The 17,720-nt window shown below is 65.8% G+C and carries 17 protein-coding genes; 5 read left to right on the forward strand and 12 right to left on the reverse strand.

Features of this window, described 5'->3' with window-relative positions:
• The 3 genes from MAB_RS01110 to MAB_RS01120 are packed head-to-tail and all read right to left on the reverse strand — an operon-like array spanning position 1 to position 2,642.
• Entirely contained in the window at positions 1-780 is a 780-nt protein-coding gene (locus MAB_RS01110; RefSeq protein WP_005072347.1) for a decaprenylphospho-beta-D-erythro-pentofuranosid-2-ulose 2-reductase, read from the reverse strand.
• Between the two features lie 18 nt (positions 781-798).
• Positions 799-2,208, reverse strand: a complete 1,410-nt coding sequence (locus MAB_RS01115; protein ID WP_005112896.1) for a decaprenylphosphoryl-beta-D-ribose oxidase — start codon at positions 2,206-2,208, stop codon at positions 799-801.
• A 20-nt stretch (positions 2,209-2,228) separates the two neighbouring features.
• Entirely contained in the window at positions 2,229-2,642 is a 414-nt protein-coding gene (locus MAB_RS01120; protein ID WP_005063011.1) for a GtrA family protein, read from the reverse strand.
• 283 nt (positions 2,643-2,925) lie between these two features.
• On the opposite strand from MAB_RS01120, the gene MAB_RS01125 reads away from it, so the two are divergent.
• Complete coding sequence (locus MAB_RS01125; protein ID WP_005112898.1) at positions 2,926-4,590, forward strand: dihydroxyacetone kinase family protein; 1,665 nt, start codon at positions 2,926-2,928, stop codon at positions 4,588-4,590.
• A gap of 3 nt (positions 4,591-4,593) precedes the next feature.
• On the opposite strand, the gene MAB_RS01130 is transcribed toward MAB_RS01125, so the two are convergent.
• Complete coding sequence (locus MAB_RS01130; protein ID WP_005098640.1) at positions 4,594-5,448, reverse strand: alpha/beta fold hydrolase; 855 nt, start codon at positions 5,446-5,448, stop codon at positions 4,594-4,596.
• A gap of 38 nt (positions 5,449-5,486) precedes the next feature.
• The gene (pdxR, locus tag MAB_RS01135; RefSeq protein ID WP_005091111.1) at positions 5,487-6,920 is read right to left on the reverse strand and encodes a MocR-like pyridoxine biosynthesis transcription factor PdxR; all 1,434 of its coding nucleotides are present in this window, start codon (positions 6,918-6,920) and stop codon (positions 5,487-5,489) included.
• Positions 6,921-6,969: 49 nt separating this feature from the next.
• Here pdxR and MAB_RS01140 point away from each other — a divergent pair, with 49 nt between their 5' ends.
• Genes MAB_RS01140 through MAB_RS01150 form a run of 3 tightly spaced genes read left to right on the forward strand, consistent with a single transcriptional unit; the run spans position 6,970 to position 9,660 of the window.
• The gene (locus MAB_RS01140; RefSeq protein ID WP_005063025.1) at positions 6,970-7,434 is read left to right on the forward strand and encodes a carboxymuconolactone decarboxylase family protein; all 465 of its coding nucleotides are present in this window, start codon (positions 6,970-6,972) and stop codon (positions 7,432-7,434) included.
• Positions 7,435-7,494: 60 nt separating this feature from the next.
• Complete coding sequence (locus MAB_RS01145) at positions 7,495-8,124, forward strand: VldE C-terminal domain-containing protein (protein WP_005084043.1); 630 nt, start codon at positions 7,495-7,497, stop codon at positions 8,122-8,124.
• A gap of 42 nt (positions 8,125-8,166) precedes the next feature.
• Positions 8,167-9,660 carry a bifunctional phosphatase PAP2/diacylglycerol kinase family protein gene (locus MAB_RS01150; RefSeq protein WP_005091992.1) on the forward strand — a complete coding sequence of 498 codons (1,494 nt, stop codon included), beginning with the start codon at positions 8,167-8,169 and terminating at the stop codon, positions 9,658-9,660.
• Here MAB_RS01150 and MAB_RS01155 read toward each other — a convergent pair.
• From MAB_RS01155 to MAB_RS01180, 6 genes are read right to left on the reverse strand one after another with little or no spacing between them, the layout of a single operon-like run.
• Complete coding sequence (locus MAB_RS01155) at positions 9,614-10,294, reverse strand: phosphatase PAP2 family protein (RefSeq protein WP_005091994.1); 681 nt, start codon at positions 10,292-10,294, stop codon at positions 9,614-9,616. The two genes, MAB_RS01150 and MAB_RS01155, sit on opposite strands and share 47 nt — an antisense overlap.
• A gap of 2 nt (positions 10,295-10,296) precedes the next feature.
• Positions 10,297-11,130, reverse strand: a complete 834-nt coding sequence (gene wzm / locus MAB_RS01160) for a galactan export ABC transporter permease subunit Wzm/RfbD (protein ID WP_005063033.1) — start codon at positions 11,128-11,130, stop codon at positions 10,297-10,299.
• A 1-nt stretch (position 11,131) separates the two neighbouring features.
• Positions 11,132-12,070: a galactofuranosyltransferase GlfT1 gene (glfT1, locus tag MAB_RS01165; protein WP_005091105.1), complete on the reverse strand. Its 939-nt coding sequence runs from the start codon at positions 12,068-12,070 to the stop codon at positions 11,132-11,134.
• Positions 12,063-12,854 (reverse strand): galactan export ABC transporter ATP-binding subunit Wzt/RfbE, encoded by a 792-nt coding sequence (gene wzt, locus MAB_RS01170; RefSeq protein ID WP_005084033.1) that lies wholly within the window; start codon positions 12,852-12,854, stop codon positions 12,063-12,065. Before wzt ends, glfT1 begins: the two co-directional genes overlap by 8 nt.
• Before the next feature lie 9 nt (positions 12,855-12,863).
• Positions 12,864-13,382, reverse strand: a complete 519-nt coding sequence (locus MAB_RS01175) for a bacterial proteasome activator family protein (RefSeq protein ID WP_005084031.1) — start codon at positions 13,380-13,382, stop codon at positions 12,864-12,866.
• A complete protein-coding gene (locus tag MAB_RS01180) occupies positions 13,379-15,367 on the reverse strand; it encodes a DUF6541 family protein (protein ID WP_005091102.1) in 1,989 nt (662 codons plus the stop codon). The genes MAB_RS01175 and MAB_RS01180 overlap by 4 nt, the downstream gene beginning before the upstream one ends.
• Positions 15,368-15,476: 109 nt before the next feature.
• Between MAB_RS01180 and MAB_RS01185 the strand changes: the two genes are divergently transcribed.
• Entirely contained in the window at positions 15,477-16,673 is a 1,197-nt protein-coding gene (locus MAB_RS01185) for a cysteine desulfurase-like protein (protein WP_005063039.1), read from the forward strand.
• Between the two features lie 16 nt (positions 16,674-16,689).
• Here the strand turns inward: MAB_RS01185 and MAB_RS01190 are convergent, their stop codons facing one another.
• On the reverse strand, positions 16,690-17,676 hold the full coding sequence (locus MAB_RS01190) for an NAD(P)H-quinone oxidoreductase (RefSeq protein ID WP_005112900.1): 987 nt from the start codon (positions 17,674-17,676) through the stop codon (positions 16,690-16,692).
• Positions 17,677-17,720 lie beyond the last annotated feature (44 nt).

Here is a 17,720-nt window from a genome sequence, read left to right on the forward strand (position 1 = left end):
CTAGACGGGCAGCTTGCGGAAGAGGGGGCGAGGGACGTGGCGCAGCACAGACATCACGAAGCGCCACTGACCCGGTGCCCAGATCAGTTCCTTGCCGGCGGCGGCCGATGCCACCACCAGCTCGGCGATCTCTTCCTTGTCGACCGTGAACGGTGCCTCCTTGGCGCCGGTGGCCTTCCAGTGCTCGATTGTCGTGGTGGTGCGCACCTGGCCGGGCCGGACCACCAGCACGCGAACACCGAACTCGCGCAGGGCTTCTCCGAGGCCGAGGTAGAACCCGTCCAGGCCGGCCTTGGTGGAGCCGTAGACGAAGTTGGAGCGGCGTACCCGCTCGCCGGCGACCGAGGACATCGCGATGACCTGCCCGAAGCCCTGAGCCTTCATCTTCTGGCCGATCAGCACGCCGACGGAGACGGCGGCGGTGTAGTTCACCTGCGCGCTCAGCACCGCCTTGGTCTGGTCCTGCCATAGTTCTTCGGCATCGCCGAGAATGCCGAAGGCGACAATGGCCACATCCACATCGCCTTGTGCCCAGGCGGATTCGATCAGCGCGGGGTGGGACTTGGTATCCAGGGCGTCAAACTCTACGTACTGGACCTCCTTGGCGCCCGCGGCCCTGATCTGCTCGATGGCGGCCTCACGCTTGGGGGCATTCGGCAGGTCGGCCAGGATGACGCGCGCCTTGGCGTTCTTGAGGTAGCGCTCGACGATGGCGAGGCCGATCTCCGAGGTGCCGCCGAATAGCAGGATGGTCTGGGGGTTGCCCGTGGCATCAATCATGTTGTTACAAAAGCCTTTCTAGAGCAGCTCGAGGCGGCGGGCCATGTCGGAGGCAAAGACACCGTGTGGGTCGGCCTTGCGTCGGGTGGCGATCCACTCGTCGACGCGCGGGTACATCCTGTGGAACTTCTCCGCGCTTACCCGGGAATCCTTGGCGGTGTAGACCCGCCCACCGAACTCCATCGCACGATTGTCCAGTTCATTGAGGAACTCGTTGACGCCGGGCTTGTTCGGGAAGTCCATCGCGACGTTCCAGCCCTTCATCGGGAAGCTCAGTGGCGCTTTATTTCCCGGGCCGAACAGCTTGAAGACGTTCAGTGCCGAGTACTGGCCCTGGGTCTGGATCCAGCGGATGATGCCCTTGAATTCCTCAAGTGCGTCGGGTGGGACCAGGAATTGGTGCTGGGCGAAACCTGCTGGGCCGTAAGCGTATTGCCATCCGGTTGTGATGTCGAGCATGTGATAGAACTGCGTCAGGTTGACGATCTTGCCCTGGTAGTTCCCGCTCATCCGGTAGAACGCCTCGCCGATCGCCATGAGCGACGGCTTGATCATGAAGTTGACCGGGAAGAGGTCGGGCAATCCGGGTAGCTGTGGCGCACTGAACTTCAGCGGATCCTTGGCGAGCTTCGGCGGCAGCTGATCCAGCTTAGCCAGGCTTCCCCGGCTGACGGCGGCACGGCCCAGCTTCGGCGGGGGGTTGATGAGGTCGAACCAGGCGCTCGAATAGGTGTAGTTGTCCTCGGTGCCGTCCTGGTGCACCGCGATGGTCTCGTCCAGGTCGCGGGTGGCCACCCCGTCGGCGATGAAATACGCGGTCTCGGTGCGAGTCATGGCGATGCGGGCGCGCACCACGATGCCGGTCAAACCGTTGCCGCCCACGGTGGCCCAGAACAACTCGCTGGCGGGCCCGTCAGGGGTGATGGTGTGCACCTCGCCGTCGGCCATCAACAGATCCATGGACAGCACGTGGTTGCCGAAGCTGCCCGCGCTGTGATGGTTCTTGCCGTGAATGTCCGAGCCGATGGCCCCACCCACGGTCACCTGGCGGGTGCCCGGCAGCACCGGTACCCACAGGCCGAACGGCAGTGCGGCCTTCATCAGCTGATCCAGGCTTACGCCCGCGTCGACGTCCGCGACCGCGGTCTCGGCGCTGATCGAGTGCACGCGCTTCAGCGGCGTCATGTCGACGACGATGCCGCCGCCGTTGCACGCGTGGTCGCCGTAGGAGCGGCCCAGACCGCGCGCCACGATGCCACGTCGCAGATGGGCGGGGCTGTGGGAGCTCGCGTCGGCCACCTGGCGCACCGCCTCGGCAATGACGTCGACGTCCGGGGTGGAGAGCACATGCGCCACGGTGGGTGCGGTGCGGCCGAACCCGGTCAGGGCGCGCGGAGTGAGAGGTAGCTCAGACTTCGGAGTTGTCATCGGTAATTGAGCGTAGCGGCTCAGCGGATTCGGAAGATCACCGCGCGCTGGACGATGAAATTGATGACTGTCGCAGTCCCCTGGGCGATGACAAAGGCCACTGGCACGCGCCATGGCTTGTCCTCAAACTGCATGTAAAACAGGTAATTGATGCCTACCTGGACGGCGTAGGTCAGGCCATAGAGCGCCATCACCGCGATGAACCGGGCCCGGCTGGGTTCTGCCTGGAAGGTCCAGCGCCGGTTGATCAGATAGGCAGTGGTGGTTCCCGCCACAAAACTGATGGACTTGGCCACGTTGACCTGCAGTCCCACGTGCAGGAACAGCACATACAGGCCGAAGTCGACGATCGCCGAAAGCCCGCCGGTGATGACGAAACGGGCCGCTTGCGTGGTCAGCGGCAGCGGCTCCTGATCGGCTGAGACATCTGACACGGGCCAGAGCCTATGACAGGTCCTTGCCGAGGGCGCTGCTCGCCGCGGCGCGGGCGCGGCCTGCCCCGCGCGGGTAGGGTCGCGGAGGATTGCTGGAACATCGACATATGAGGGGCAGCTATGACGACTCCACAGCACGGACGGCACGAACGGGCCGAAGGAGAGGGCGTCGATCCGCTGATCGACCTGTCACGCGATCCGAATCCGGGCGTTGCCGACCACGCCAAGGATGACGAGTAGGTCGCCATAGCTTTTGGCCGCAGGTGAGCCATACGGTTGCCGTATGGTCCCGTTGCGGAACTTCCTGAACACCACGGAAAGCTTCATCCCCGACGCGCTGCGGGGACTGGTCGCGGCCACCGCCGACCTGTGGTGGGATCGTGAGCACGGATATCTGATCCGGGATTCGCCATTGCGGCCCGGCCAGGTGGCCATCGTGTCGGGCGGCGGCTCGGGGCACGAGCCCCTGCACGCCGGATTCATCGGTCGGGGCATGCTGACCGCCGCATGTCCCGGACTGATTTTCACCTCGCCGAACGCCTTGCAGATCGCAGGCGCCACTGTCGCGGCCGATGCCGGTGGTGGCGTGCTGCACGTGGTGAAGAACTACACCGGTGACGTGATGAACTTCTCCATCGCGCGCCAGATCGCCGGCGAATCCTCGGTGCGTACCGAGGTGGTGTTGGTCGATGACGACGTGGCCACCGAGGTGGCGGACGCCGCCAAACCGGGCCGCCGTGGCACGGCCGCCACCGTGGTGGTCGAAAAGCTGTGTGGCGCCGCCGCCGAACGTGGTGACCAGCTGGCCGCGGTGGCCGCGCTGGGACGTCGGGTCGCGGCGTCCGCACGCAGCATGGCGGTCGCGCTGTCGCCGTGCACGGTCCCCGGTGCGCCGGTGCCGTCATTCGATCTGCCCACGGGCGAGATGGAAATTGGGGTCGGGATCCACGGCGAGCGCGGTGTCGATCGTGCGCCGGTCGCCCCCGCCGCAGAGATCGTGGCCGCGCTGCTGGCTCGCATCCTGCCGGCGGCGCAGGTGCGGTCCGGGGATGAGGTGATCGTTGTCGTCAACGGGCTCGGGGCCACCCACTCGCTGGAGCTCAATCTCCTCTTCGGCGAGGTGGCCGCGCAGCTGGCGGCCGCAGGAATCGCCGTGGGCCGCAGCCTTGTCGGCAGCTTCGTGACCGCGCTGGACATGGCGGGTGCTTCGATCACCGTGGTGCGCGCAGACCCGGAGATGTTCGAGCTGTGGGACGCGCCCACCAGCGCCCCGGGCTGGCCGGCGGTGACGGGTCCGCCCGTCGGCAGGCTCATCGACGGGACAATCGTCGAGCCCACGGACAGGGCCGACCGCGGTGGGGAAAATCGTTGGCTCTCCGCGTTTGTGGAGCGCGTGCGGGCATCCGTGGGCATGCTCACCGACTTGGACCGGCGCGCCGGAGACGGTGATTTCGGGACGAATATGGCCGCCGCGCTGCGGCACTACGAGCTGCCGCTGCGCGGAACCGATGCCGATGTGCTGCTTGCCCTGTCGACCTCGTATTTCGTGCGCGCGGGCGGCACCTCCGGTGCGGTATTCGGCACCTTCTTCCGTGCGTTGTACGGCGGGCTCGGCAGCGAGCCCTGGTCTACCGAGCGGGTGGCCCATGCCGTGCGGCACGGTCTGGATCGGATCCAGGCGCTGGGCGGCGCTCGGGTCGGCGACAAGACCGTGGTCGACGCCGTGTCGCCGGCCGCGGACGCCCTCGATGCCGCTGTGCGACAGGGCATCCCACTGGCCCTGGCCCTGCGGTCCGCCGCCGATGCGGCCGCGGCGGGTGTCCAGGCCACCAGGGATGCGATAGCCGCGCGCGGCCGGGCCAGCTACGTGGGTGAGGCGGCCCGCGGCGTCGAAGATCCCGGTGCCCTGGTCATGTCGTGGTTCTTCGAGGCGGCCGCCGGCCGCTGACGTCTACACGCGCTGCCCGACAAATGTCTCTATTTCGCGCACCATCAGCTCCGGTTGGTCCTCGCTGACAAACGTGTAGCTGTCGGGCACCTCGACGAGCTTGGCGTTGGGCAGCAGCCGCAGCCAGCGCTCGGCATGTGCGAACGGGAAGAACGGCAACGTGCGTGGCCACAGCAGCAGCACCGGTCGCTCGAAGCCACGCAATATCTCGGCGGCGGCCAGCGTGTCTCGGTTGTCGATACCGCGCAGGAATGCCCGGACATCGCGCCGGATGCCCTGCTGTGCCAAGAGCGGTGCGACCCATTCGCCGAGCACCGCGTCCGGAATCGAGTGTTTGGCAAGGGTGTTGCCCAGCGCGCGCCGCGCCAGCCGCAGTTTGAACGGCTGCAGCACGAAGTCGGTACCGGGAACGCGCGCCCAGTACTGAAAGATGCGTATCGATTTCGGCAGGAAGTTGTCGAAAGAATCGCACGGCGTCAGGACCACGCGCCCGATCCGGTCGCAGCCGTCTGCCAGGAGAAGCTGAGTGATGGCGCCGCCGGTGTCGGTGGCGACCACGGTGACGTCGTCGAGATCCAGGTTCACGATCAAGTCACGGACCAAACCGGCCACCGCGCGGGGACCGAGCTCTACGCCCGGGTTCATCGGGGTCTTGTGCGCGCCGAGCGGAAGATCCGGTGCGATGCAGCGGAAGCGGCCGCTCAAGGGTTCAACGATCTTGCGCCACATGGTGCCGGTGACGAAAAGCCCGTGCACAAAGACGATTGGCGGGCCGTCTCCGCTATCGCGGTACTGGATGGGGCCGGCGGCGGATTCGAAGGTTGGCATGTCTTGAGCATCGTCGTGACCTGCTGCCATGACGAGGCATGGCACTGCCAGACGGTGCCATCGCGCGGTTAGAGTCCGGTGGCCGCCAGCACGCGGCAAAGCGCGTCGACGGCCGGGCCAAAACCGTGATCGGCCGGGGTGCCGAAGCTGACCACCACGCCGTCCGGATTGGGGATGTGCGGACCGGCCAGTGGATGGCGCAGCCGAGCCAGCCCGGCGAGCGCCACCCCGGCCTCGCCGGCCCGGTACAGCACATCGGATTCAGTGCCCTCGGGCAGTGTCAGCAGCAGGTGTAGCCCGGCCGACAGACCGCGTACGCCGACGTTGTAACCGGCGAGGCGCTGCACGAGCAGGTCGCGCCGGCGCCGGTATCGGCCGCGCATGCGGCGGATGTGGCGGTCATAGTGGCCGCCCGCGATGAAATCCGCCATGGTCAGCTGGGAGATCGCGCCGACGTACCACTGTGCGCCACCCGTGGCCGCCACCGCGGCGTCCATCTGCTCCGGGGGGAGCACCATCCAGCCCAGACGCAGTGCCGGTGCCAGGCTCTTGCTCGCCGAACCCAGGTACACCACGCGATCCGGATCGAGGCTCTGCAGCGCGCCGACGGGTTGACGGTCGTATCGGAACTCGCCGTCGTAGTCGTCTTCGAGGACATAGGAGTCGGTGCGCCGCGCCCAGTCCACCACCGCGGTACGCCGGGCGGGGTGCAGCGGCAGCCCGTGGGGGAAGTGGTGGGCCGGGGTAATCAGCGCGGCGGAGGTATCGAGATTCTCCAGGTCGCTGACGACGGCGCCCTCCCCGTCGAACCCGATCGGGGTGCTGGAGCCCCCGGTCGCCTCGATGCAATCCCGAAAGATGAAGAGGCCGTATGCCTCCACTGCTATCGGCCGGGCCAGGCCGTACATCCGCGTCAGTATCTCCACGGCGTGACGGGTGCCGGCGCAGATCAGAATCGAGTCCGGTGTGGTGCGCACACCGCGCACCCGGGACACGTATTCGGCTACAGCAGAACGTAATTCATGTCGCCCGCGAGGATCGCCGACCCGCAGGGCCTCGTGCGGCGCATGGTTCAGCGCCCTGCGCGCGGAGGCGAGCCAGTCGGCGCGCGGAAAGGCGGTGACGTCGCCGGAGCCGGGCATGAGGTTGTGTGGTGGTGGCGTGCCCGCGCCGCGCGGGCGGGGCGGCAGCTGGTCCTTGCCACGATTGACCACCCGGGTTCCCGAGCCCTGCCGAGACTCGAGCCAGCCCTCGGCGACGAGTTCGGCATATGCCTCGGCGACCGTGTTGCGTGCCAGCCCCAGGTCACTGGCCAGGGTCCGAGATGGCGGGAGCATGGACCCGACGGTGAGGCGACCCGAGCGGACGGCGTCGCGCAGCGCGGAGGTCAGCAGCTCACGCACGCCGCGGGTGCCGGGCGTGATGCTCTGGCGCAGGTCGAGATGCAGATCGTGGCTGAGGGGCCGGGATTCCGCCTTGGCTGAATTGGCCCACGAACTCATGCTGGAATTGAACCATGAGAATGGGCCTTTGCGGTCTTAGCGTTGAGGGATGACAAGCACACTGAATTCACCGCGCATCCGGATGGACAAGGTCTCGCCCGAGGTTTATGAGGCCATGATGGCGCTGAGTATCGCCTCGGCCAAGGATGTCGAGCCCAGCCTCGCCGAACTCATCAAGATCCGTGCCTCTCAGCTCAATCACTGCGCCTTCTGTCTCGATATGCATACCCACGATGCCCGCAAGCAAGGCGAGACCGAGCAGCGCATCTACCTGCTGAACGCCTGGGCTGAGGCGGGGGATATTTACACCGACCGGGAGAAGGCCGCGTTGGCGCTCACGGAGGAAGCGACCGTACTTTCCGCTGGTGAGCACGTGTCCGATGCCACCTATGCCCGGGCTGCCGCCGAGTTCACCGAGCGTGAGTTGGGGCAAATCATCGGGATGATCCTGACGATCAACGCGTGGAATCGCATCGCTGTCACTACCCGCAACGCACCTGTGCGCCGCGGATAGATTTGCCACAATCTTTGCCGTCGGCGTGACAGACGCGTGATCGTTTCGTAATCTGACCGGGTGATCTTGGCGAGATGGCGTGCGAAGGACGGTGAGAAGAGGCCCGCGACGCCCCTTTCGCGCGTCGCGGGCCTTACCGTGTCACTCGTTGCCGGTGCCGCCGTGATGGGCATCGTGAGCGAAGTCGAGAAGCCGCAAGTTCAGCTGTCCATCAAGCCGCCGCAGAACGCCATCGCATTCATCGCCGAGCTGCCGCGGGCGCAGCGGGACCGCCGTTACATCTCGGGCGAGGCGCTTGCCATGGAGGCCCGGGCCCGAGCCATCAAGCCGTGTTCGACGGTGTTGGCGGGTGCGCGGCCGGCGGTGGCCCAGGCCGGAAACTTTCTGAAGGGAATGTTCGGGATCGGTGACATCGGCGGCGCCAACGGCCGCGGCGGTGGCGGCGATCACGGTCGTGGGCTGGCGCTGGATTTCATGACAAGCTCCTACTCGACGGGCACCGCACTCGCGAATTTCGTTCTGGCCAACCGTGATCGGTTGGGCGTCACCTATGTGATCTGGCAGCAGCGATACAACGACGGCAACGGCTGGTCGATGATGGAGAACCGTGGCAGCCCGACCGCCAATCACATGGATCACGTGCACGTGTCCTTCCGGGCCGATGCCAAGCCCCCTGCCGTCAACTGCTGACAGACCACCCAGCCGTGCGGTGTGCGGGATATGTTGGGCTGCATGGGTTTGTTGCCGTCACGGAATTCTTTGAAGGGTCTGCGCCAGATAGGTGACGGGCTGGGCACGCTAGATCGGGAAGTCTTCGAAGCCGTCGCGGAGTCACCGAGCCCGTTGCTTGACGCCGTCATGCCGCGCCTCACCCGCGCCGCCGACCACTCCAAGCTGTGGATCGGAATCGGCGTCGGGCTGGCACTGTTCGGCAAGCCTGCCGCTGCCCGTGGTGCCACCCGTGGGCTGCTCACGTTGGCGGTGACCAGCGCCGTCACCAACCAGGTGGCCAAGCGGCTACGGCGGCGCGAGCGGCCGAACCACCTCTCGGTGCCGCTGACGCGGCGCAGCCGGCGGGTGCCGACGTCGTCGTCATTGCCCTCAGGGCATTCGGCGAGTGCCGCGGCGTTCGCGGTGGGAGTCGGCCTGGAAAGCCCGCCGCTGGGCTTTGGGCTCTCGCTGCTCGCCGGTTTGGTGGGGCTGTCCCGGGTGGCGACCGGCGTCCACTACCCCGGCGACGTCTTCGCGGGATTTGGGATCGGTGCGGGACTGGCAGTCCTGGGCGCGCGCGTGGTGCCGCCGATCGTGACGACGTCTGTTCCGACGGGCGAGCCGCTGCGGGTGGAAACACCCGCACGGCCCGGGGGCGAGGGTGTCGTATTGGTGGTCAATCCGGCGTCCGGCGATGGCACCGGGCAGCGGATCCTGGAACAGGTGCGCAAAGCGCTGCCGCGCACCGAAATTGTCGAGCTGAGCAAGGACGATGACGTCATCGAAGTGATGCGTGCGGCCGCGGGCCGGGCGGAGGTGCTCGCGGTGGGAGGCGGCGACGGCACGGTGGCATGCGCTGCCGGTGTGGCGGTCGAGACCGACAGGCCGCTGGCGGTTTTCCCCGGCGGCACCTTCAATCACTTCGCCAAGGACATCGGCTGCGAGAGCGTGGCCAAGACCGTCGACGCGATCCGACGGGGCAGTGTCAGCCGAGTCGACCTGGTCTACCTGAACGAGCGCCAGGTGGTGATCAATACGGCGAGCATCGGTTCCTACCCCAAGTTCGTGCAGGTCCGCGAGAAGCTCGAGCGCCGCATAGGCAAACCGCTGGCCGCCGTGTACGCGATGCTGTACGTGTTGCGGCGCGATCACCCGGTGCGTATCCGGTTCGACAACAAGACGATTCAGACCTCACTGTTCTTTCTGGGTAATTCGGTCTATCTCCCGGCGGGTTTCGCGCCGTCCCTGCGCAGCCGGCTGGACGATGGCCTGATCGATGTGCGGATCCTGGAAACCGGTCGCCGGTTCAGCGGTGTGCGGATCCTGACTGCGCTGGCACTGGGACGCTTGCAACGCAGCCCGCTCTACCACGAGCTGCAGGTGCCCGAATTCACGTTCACCGCGGTGGATGGCCCTACCGTGCTCGCCCGCGATGGGGAAGCGGGCGACAGGTACACCGAGGCGCACTTCACGGTGCGTTACCGGGCGCTGGCGGTGTTCCGTCCGCTGCCGTGACGGTCCACGGCGGCAGCGCCAACAGACACACGATGAAGTACGCGTAGCCCAGCGCCCACCCCGCCAGCACATCGGAGGGGTTGTGCACGTTGAGTAGGACTCTGCTGATGCCGATCAGCAGAATCAGCACGCCGCCGAGCACGCCGAGCCAGGGACGCCACGCGGCAACCACTTTCGGTGTGAACACCGTGAGTAATGCCAGTACACAGACCATGATGCCGAGTGCGTGCCCGGAGGGAAATGAGGTTCCGTATGCGTCGACCAACTTGGTTGCCGGCCGCGGTCGCCCCGCCAGCAGTTTGGCCAACTCGGTGACCAGTGCGCTCAGCTCGATCGTGACGAGCAGGAACACGGCCGGTCGCCGCTGGCCGCGCACCAGCAGCACGATGATGATGATGGCGCCGCCGATGCGGAAGGCGCCGGGCCCCAGGGCGGTAGCGAACACATCCCAGACGGTGACCCAGCCGGGGTGGGCGATTCCGTAGTGATGCGCCGGCGTCAGCGCCCCGACGTCCAGCCGGGACAACCCATTCCACTGTTGGGCATAGCCCAGCCAGAGCAGTGCGAACACGATGAGGGCAGCGGCAGCCGACAGCAGCGGCCATACGTACCCTCGGTCGGATCTCGCTGGCATGACTAAACCCAATACGGGACCCTGGCCCGATACTGGCGCATCACCACGATCGCAACGATCCAACCGACCACCGTGATCGACAGCGCGATGATCCAGTGGTGCAGCTGCTGATCAAGCCCCAGCAGCGGGTCACGGATGATGGCAAGGAAGTGCACAAACGGGTTGAGCTGCACCACGGTGGCCAACTTGCCCACCCGCTGGTTGAGCATGTTCTCGTTCCAGATGATCGGCGTCATGAAGAACAGCAGTTGCACCAGGCTGCCCAACAGCGGTGAGATATCCCGATAGCGGGTGGCCAGCACGCCGAAAACCAGGGAAACCCACAGGCAATTCAGCGTGATCAACACCAGCGCGGGGATGAAACTGAGATCGGTGAAATGCCAATGCGGCGTGTATACCGCGACCACGATCAGGAAAATGATGATGTTGTGCGCGAACAGCAGCAGCTGTCGCCAGACCAGCCGATAGACGTGCACACTCAGAGGAGTCGGGAGCTGTTTGATCAGGCCCTCATTCGCGACGAAGACGTCCGAACCCTCGAGGATCGCCGCGTTGAAGAGGTTCCAGACGATCAAACCGATTGTCACGTAAGGCAGATGTTCAGCCAGCGGCAGCTTGAACAGTTGCGAGTACAGGATGCCCATGGCCAGCGCTGTCGATCCGGTGGCGATGGTGATCCAGAACGGTCCCAGCACCGAACGCCGATAGCGCTGCTTGATGTCCTGCCAGCCGAGCTGTAACCAGAGCTGCCGATGCTCGAAACCCTCTGACAGGTCACGCCATGCGCGCTTGAAGGTACGGGAGTCCGATGATAGTTCGATCAGTTCGTTCGCCATGTCATTCTCCTTCGACCCTGGGCGCTGGCTTGTCAGGCCGGCCGAACTGCTCACGCCGGCCCAAGCGCCGCAGCGCGATCCACTCACGCAGTCCGGCAGGGTCACGCCGGGTGATCAAGAAGTACCATCCGAAACGCACCCATTCCTGCGCCAGCAGCTTGCGCATGCCGGGCTGGGACATCAGATAGCCGCGGTTGCGGTAGGTGAAGTACCGCTTCGTGGCGTCGTCGGGGTACTGCGTGTGCATGCGCCCGCCCAGAATCGGCTTGAACTCGGCGGCACCGTTGGGATGCAGGTAGGTGGCGTCCAGGCAGGTGCCGAACGGCAGGCCGGAGCGCACGAGTCGCCGGTGCACGTCCACCTCGTCGCCGCGCACGAACAAGCGCAAGTCGGGAACCCCCACGGCCTCAAGGGTTTCCGCACGGAACAGGGCGCCATTGAAGAGTGACGCAATGCCGGGTAGCAGGTCTTGGCTCGCTTCGGTGCGCAGTTCGTCGACCCGGCGGCGCCACACCAGGCCACGCCGCAGTGGGAACGCCAACCGCCCTGGATCATCGATATCGCACACCATGGGCGACACTTCCGCCAGGCGATGTGTGCGGGCGCAGGCCAGCAGTTTCTCCAAAACGTCGGTACCGCCCGGGCGGCCGTCGTCGTCGGCAAGCCAGACCCAATCGGCGCCCAGGGTGAGCGCGTGGAGCATGCCCAGCGCGAATCCTCCTGCACCGCCGAGGTTTCGGTTCGATCCCAGGTAGGTGGTCGCGATGGGTTGACCCTCGACCAGTGTCTTGATGGCGGGGTCGTTGTCGTTGTCCACCACCACAAGGTGGTTCGGGGCGACGGTCTGCGCGGCGACTATCTGCAGCGATTGCGCCAATTCCGCCGCGCGGCGGTAGGTGACGACGACGGCGACAACGTTGTTCCGTGAGGGACTAGCCATCGTGCGCGTCTTCGGCAAGGATCTGGGCCACGTGATCTCCGGCCTCATCGCCTTCGTAGGCACGGACCACGTCCTCGATGCCGCCGCTCATCTTGATGGTGCCGTGGTCGATCCACATCGCCGTGTTGCACAGCCGGGCCAAGAACTCATTGGAGTGGCTGGCGAAGACCAGCATGCCGGAGCGCTCTACCAACTGCTGCAACCGGATTCGCGCCTTCTTCATGAACTCTGCGTCGACGGCACCGATGCCCTCATCGAGTAGCAGGATCTCGGGGTCGATGCTGGTGACCACGCCCATGGCCAGGCGCACGCGCATACCGGTGGAATACGTACGCAGCGGCATGGACAGGTACTCGCCGAGCTCGGTGAAGTCGGCGATCTCGTCGACCTTGGCTTGCATTTGCTTGCGGGTCTGTCCCAGGAACATGCCGCGGATGATGATGTTCTCGTACCCGGAGATTTCCGGATCCATACCCACGCCCAGGTCGAACACGGGTGCGACGCGGCCCTTGATGTAGGAGCTGCCCCGCGTGGGTTCGTAGATTCCCGAAAGGAGCCGCAGCAGAGTCGATTTACCCGCGCCGTTGTGGCCGACGAGCCCAACGCGGTCGCCCTCCTTGAGGGACAGCGTGATGTCACGCAGGGCCTCGATGACCACGACATTGGACTCGTTGCGCCCGATGGCGCCGCCCGCCTTGCCCAGGAACGCCTTCTTGAGCGAGCGTGACTTGGCGTCGAATATGGGGAATTCCACCCACGCCTGGTGAGTTTGGATACTGACCATGTTTCGGACTTACAGGTACTGGCCGGTGCCGCTGCCGCCGCCCTGTGCGGGAACCGAAAGCCCTGGGGGCAGAGCTCCTTTGCGCATCTGCTGCAGCTGTGCGCGGGCCGCCATCTGCTGGGCGAAGAGGGCGGTCTGGATACCGTGGAACAGACCCTCCAGCCAGCCGACCAGCTGTGCCTGCGCGATGCGCAGCTCCGCGTCGGAGGGGATGGTGTCCTCATTGAAGGGCAACGCCAGACGCTCCAGTTCCTCGCGCAGCTCGGGGGCCAGCCCCTCCTCAAGCTCGCGGATGGAGGTGGCGTGGATCTCGCGCAGCCGGGAACGGCTGGCGTCGTCGAGAGGGGCCGCGCGCACTTCCTCGAGCAGCTGCTTGATCATCGTGCCGATGCGCATCACCTTGGCAGGCTGTTCGACGAGATCAGTGACCGACAGATCATCGTCCAGGCCGTCGGCACCCTTGTCGGAGTCGTCTGCGCCCAGGATGATCACCTGGTCGTCGTCCTCGTCATGACCGGGATTGGTCATTTGTCACCTTCCGCGTCTGGTTTCCGGTCGCCAACCCATTCGTAGATCTGGGCGGCGCCGTTGTCGTACAGCTTTCTCCATGATCGGGATATGTCCAACGACCTTAGTCCGTCGGGAACCTTGAAGCCTTGGACCACGGGAGTACTGGTCATGACATAGCGAATATTCAGCGCATGCACGGCCTCCGTCACGCGTCTGTCGGTATCGGCGTCGTCGGCGTAGGCCCAGAAGATGTACCTGTGGTAACCCGGCCCCTGCTGCTGCGGGAAGTCGTAATGCGTCCACAGCGGGTGCAGGCCGGCCACCGCGTACATCCAGCCCGAACCGTCCACGTTTCCGTCGCCGATCGTGGTGGTCTTGGCGCCGGGCAGCGTCGCCAGATACGCGAAGGCATCGAGCTTCTTGGGTCCGACCATCACCTGGTCATACTTGGCTCCAACGAGGTATTTATGCGGCAGGAAGTAGTGCCGGGCAGAGAAACCGCAGATCGCGGCCAACACGATCGCAGCGGCCACCAGCGTCCAGCGCGAATCGGCCCGCGTCTTGCGTGCCCGTCTCAGTGTGGCCAGCGCGGCGGCGGCCAGTGCGAACAGTCCGATTCCGGCGGCCGGGGCCAGCAACAGACACACGATGGCGGACAGACGGCGGGGGTCGCTGTAGAAGGCGTCGGAGAAGAGGGCCACCGCGTGGCCGACGAAACCGCCAAAGGGTTTGGAGGAGTGCACAATCGCGATGACCAGTAGCAGCCAGACGGCGACCGGCCAGTACACGCGCTTGACGATCAACACGACCGCGCCGATCAGGGCCAGCCCCAACAGAGCAGACTGCACCGGGTAATCGGCCAGGTGGCGGGTGTGCTGCGTGAGGGCGTCCAGCAGGGCACGCTTCTTGCCCCACGGCGTGGTGAACTGATGTCCCGCGATGATCTCGGAGAGCTGCATCAGAGTGCGCAGTTGCGGGTAGAGCAGCACCAGCGAGCCCACCCCAGCAACGGCCAGTGGCGTGAATCCACTTCCCAAGCGGTGCTTATCTTTTGACTTGGTACCGGGATACCGCGACAGTGGTGCGAGCACCCACCAGGCGGCCACGAAAACCACGACCACGATGGCGCCAGAGGTATGCACCGACGCCACTCCGGTGAAGGCCAGGATCGCCGCCGGTATGCGGCTGCGGTCGGCGACGACGCTAGTGATGGCGAGCAGCGCCGGGCCGACGAGGGCAAAGGACATCAAGTTGGGGATCGCCGATACGTGGAACTCGACGTACGGCAGCGCGCTGAACGAGGCGGACAGCGCTGCGGCGGTGGCCGCGGCGCCCGCCTGGAAGGTGCGGGTGGTCCGGCCCCGCAGCATCTGCCAAGCGAGCGCCGCGGACCCCAGCGGGAAGAGCAGCGACCCGGCGACGGCATAGAGCGTGTAGCTCGTGGTGGGAGCGGCCCCGGTCAGCTGGCAGAGCACCGCGGCCAGTCCGTGGAAGGCCGACGGGTAGTAGAGGGTGGCGTGCGTCTCGACGTTGCGGAGGTCACCCATTCGGGTCGACGATGCTTGCCCGGTATCGAGGATGTAGCGGATGGTGTTGCCGTGCCACATCGAGTCCCAGGTGCTGGGGATCGATTGCCAGTGGGTGAGCCCGCGCAGGAACGCGTAGAAGATGAGCGCCATCCCGAGCGCGACGCCGAATGTGACGGCGACGAGCGCGGCGCGATTTTGTGACGGGGTTTGTTCGGCCTGCCTTTTTGGCCGCAGCCAGCGCCACAGCAGGCGCGCGATGATGACCGCACCGACAAGCGCAAACCCCGCGGAAAGTGAGTTCCACGGTATGCCAATTGAGCCGAAGGCGACGATGCAGAGTCCAACTAGCCCGTAGGTCAACGCAGGAGCGGTGACGGCGGCCGAATGTGTTGGTAGCCCGAGGGCTCGGCCAATCAACCAGCCTGGGATGAACAGCAACAGCAGTGCCGCAGCCACCCCGAACGCAAACGACATTGTTCTAGTATGACTACACGAGACGGCGCCGCTAACCGTCGTCCGTCGGGGCATGGTGCAACGACGGGTTCAGCGCCGTGACCTGTGGTGAGCATCTAAGGTGTCTGGCATGGCATATGACGTCGCCCGGGTGCGTGGTTTGCACCCGACCCTCGGCGACGGGTGGGTACATTTCGATACCCAGGCCGGGATGTTGATTCCCGATGCGGTTGCTACGACTGTATCCACAGCTTTCCGGGGATCCTTTTCCGACACGCGGGGCCCGCACCCCAGCGCGCGCCGCAGCGCTGCCGTTCTGGAGGCCGCCCGACACGCCGCCGCCGACCTGGTGGGCGCTGACGCGCGCGGCGTGGTGCTGGGCAGCGATCGTGCGATTCTGCTCAACTCCCTGGCCGAGGGATCGTCGTCCAAGGCGGGACTCGGCTATGAGCTGGTGGTATCCAGACTCGACGAAGAGGCCAACGTGCAGCCATGGCTGCGGTCCGCCAACCGGTACGGCGCCAAGGTCAAGTGGGCCGAGGTCGACATCGAGTCGGGTGATCTGCCGTCCTGGCAGTGGGAGTCTTTGATTACCAAGCCGACTCGTCTGGTGGCGGTGACGGCAGCGTCGTCGACGCTGGGCACGGTGCCGGACCTGCAGCAGGCCACCAAGCTCGCACACGCGGTCGGTGGCCTGGTGGTGATGGACTGCTCAAGCCTGGTGCCGTATCGGGCCTTCGATATCGAAGACCTGGACGCCGACGTGATCGCCTTCAACGCAACCGCCTGGGGCGGACCGCCGGTGGGCGCGTTGGTCTTCCGCGACCCCGCTCTACTGGATTCGATCAGCTCCATCTCGCTCAACCCGCTGGCGAGCGGACCCGCGCGGTTGGAGCTGGGTGGACACCAGTTCGCGATGCTGGCCGGACTGGTGGCCAGTGTGGAATACCTGGCCGGTTTAGACGAGTCGGCGTCCGGCACCCGGCGTGAGCGGCTGCTGACGTCTCTGAACTCTGCGGGCGCATATCTGGACTGGCTGTTCCGGTACCTGGTGAGCGCGCTGAGGACTCTGCCACGGGTCATGGTCATCGGTGCCCCCGAGGACCGGATTCCGGCGCTCAGCTTCACCGTGATCGGGGTTCCGGCGGATCGGGTGGTGCAGCGGTTGGCCGACAACGGGGTCTGCGCGATCGCCAACACCAGCTCCCGGGTGCTCGATGCCATCGGCGTAAACGAGATCGGCGGCGCGATAACAGTTGGTCTGGGCCACTATTCGACGGCCGCCGAGGTCGATCAACTGGTGCGCGCGGTCGCCTCGCTGGGCTGATCCACCCCCTGCCGGGTCAGCGGGTCAGCAGCACCTTGCCCACCACCGCGCCGTTCTCCAGCAGGCGATGTGCCTCGGCGGCCTGGCTCAGCGGGATCTCGGCACCGACCACGGGCCGGACCTTGCCCGCCTCGACGAGCGGCCAGAGGTTCTGTGCCACCGACTCGACGATCGCGGCCTTACCGCAGGGACCCGCGATGGGGCGGGCGCGCAGGGTGGTGGCGGTGAGCGAGCCACGTTTGGCGATGAGCTTGGCAATGTTCAGTTCGGCGGTCACGCCGCCCTGCATGCCGATGATGACGAGGTGACCGTCGTTGCCGAGGGCGTCGACGTTCCGGCTCAGATACTTCGCTCCCATGATGTCGAGAATCCGATCGACGCCGGAGCCGTCGGTAAAACTGTGAACAGCCTGTACAAAATCTGTGTCGCGGTAGTTGATGGCCAGGTCTGCACCAAGATCGCGGCAGGCGTCCAGCTTCTCGGGTGTGCCGGCCGTTACCGCTACCCGCAGGCCGAGGGCCTTGGCCACCTGGATGGTGTGGGTGCCAATGCCGCTGGCGCCGCCGTGAATCAGGATGGATTGCCCCGCTGACATTTTCGTGGTCATCATCATGTTGGACCAGACCGTGCACGCGACTTCGGGAAGCGCGGCGGCCACGTCGAGCTGGACATTCGTCGGTACCGGCAGCAACTGGGTAGCGGGCGCCACCACTTTTTCGGCGTATCCACCTCCGGAAAGCAGTGCGCAAACAGGTTGTCCCACAGACCAATGCGCAACGTCGGCGCCAAGTGCCGCGACGGTTCCGGAACACTCGAGCCCGAGAATGGAGCTTGCTCCGGGCGGCGGGCTGTACAAGCCCCGACGTTGCAGCAGATCGGCGCGATTAGCTGCCGCTGCGGTGACGTCGATCAAGATCTCGCCCGGACCCGGGACTGGATCGGGAACTTCCGTCCAGCGCAGCGCTTCTGGCCCACCCGGATTGTCAACGGTGATAGCGTGCATAGCATCCAGACTATGCCGAGCTATCGGTCGCTGGGTTGTTGGAC

The sequence above is a fragment of the Mycobacteroides abscessus ATCC 19977 genome, from assembly GCF_000069185.1.
Classification (GTDB): Bacteria; Actinomycetota; Actinomycetes; order Mycobacteriales; family Mycobacteriaceae; genus Mycobacterium; species Mycobacterium abscessus.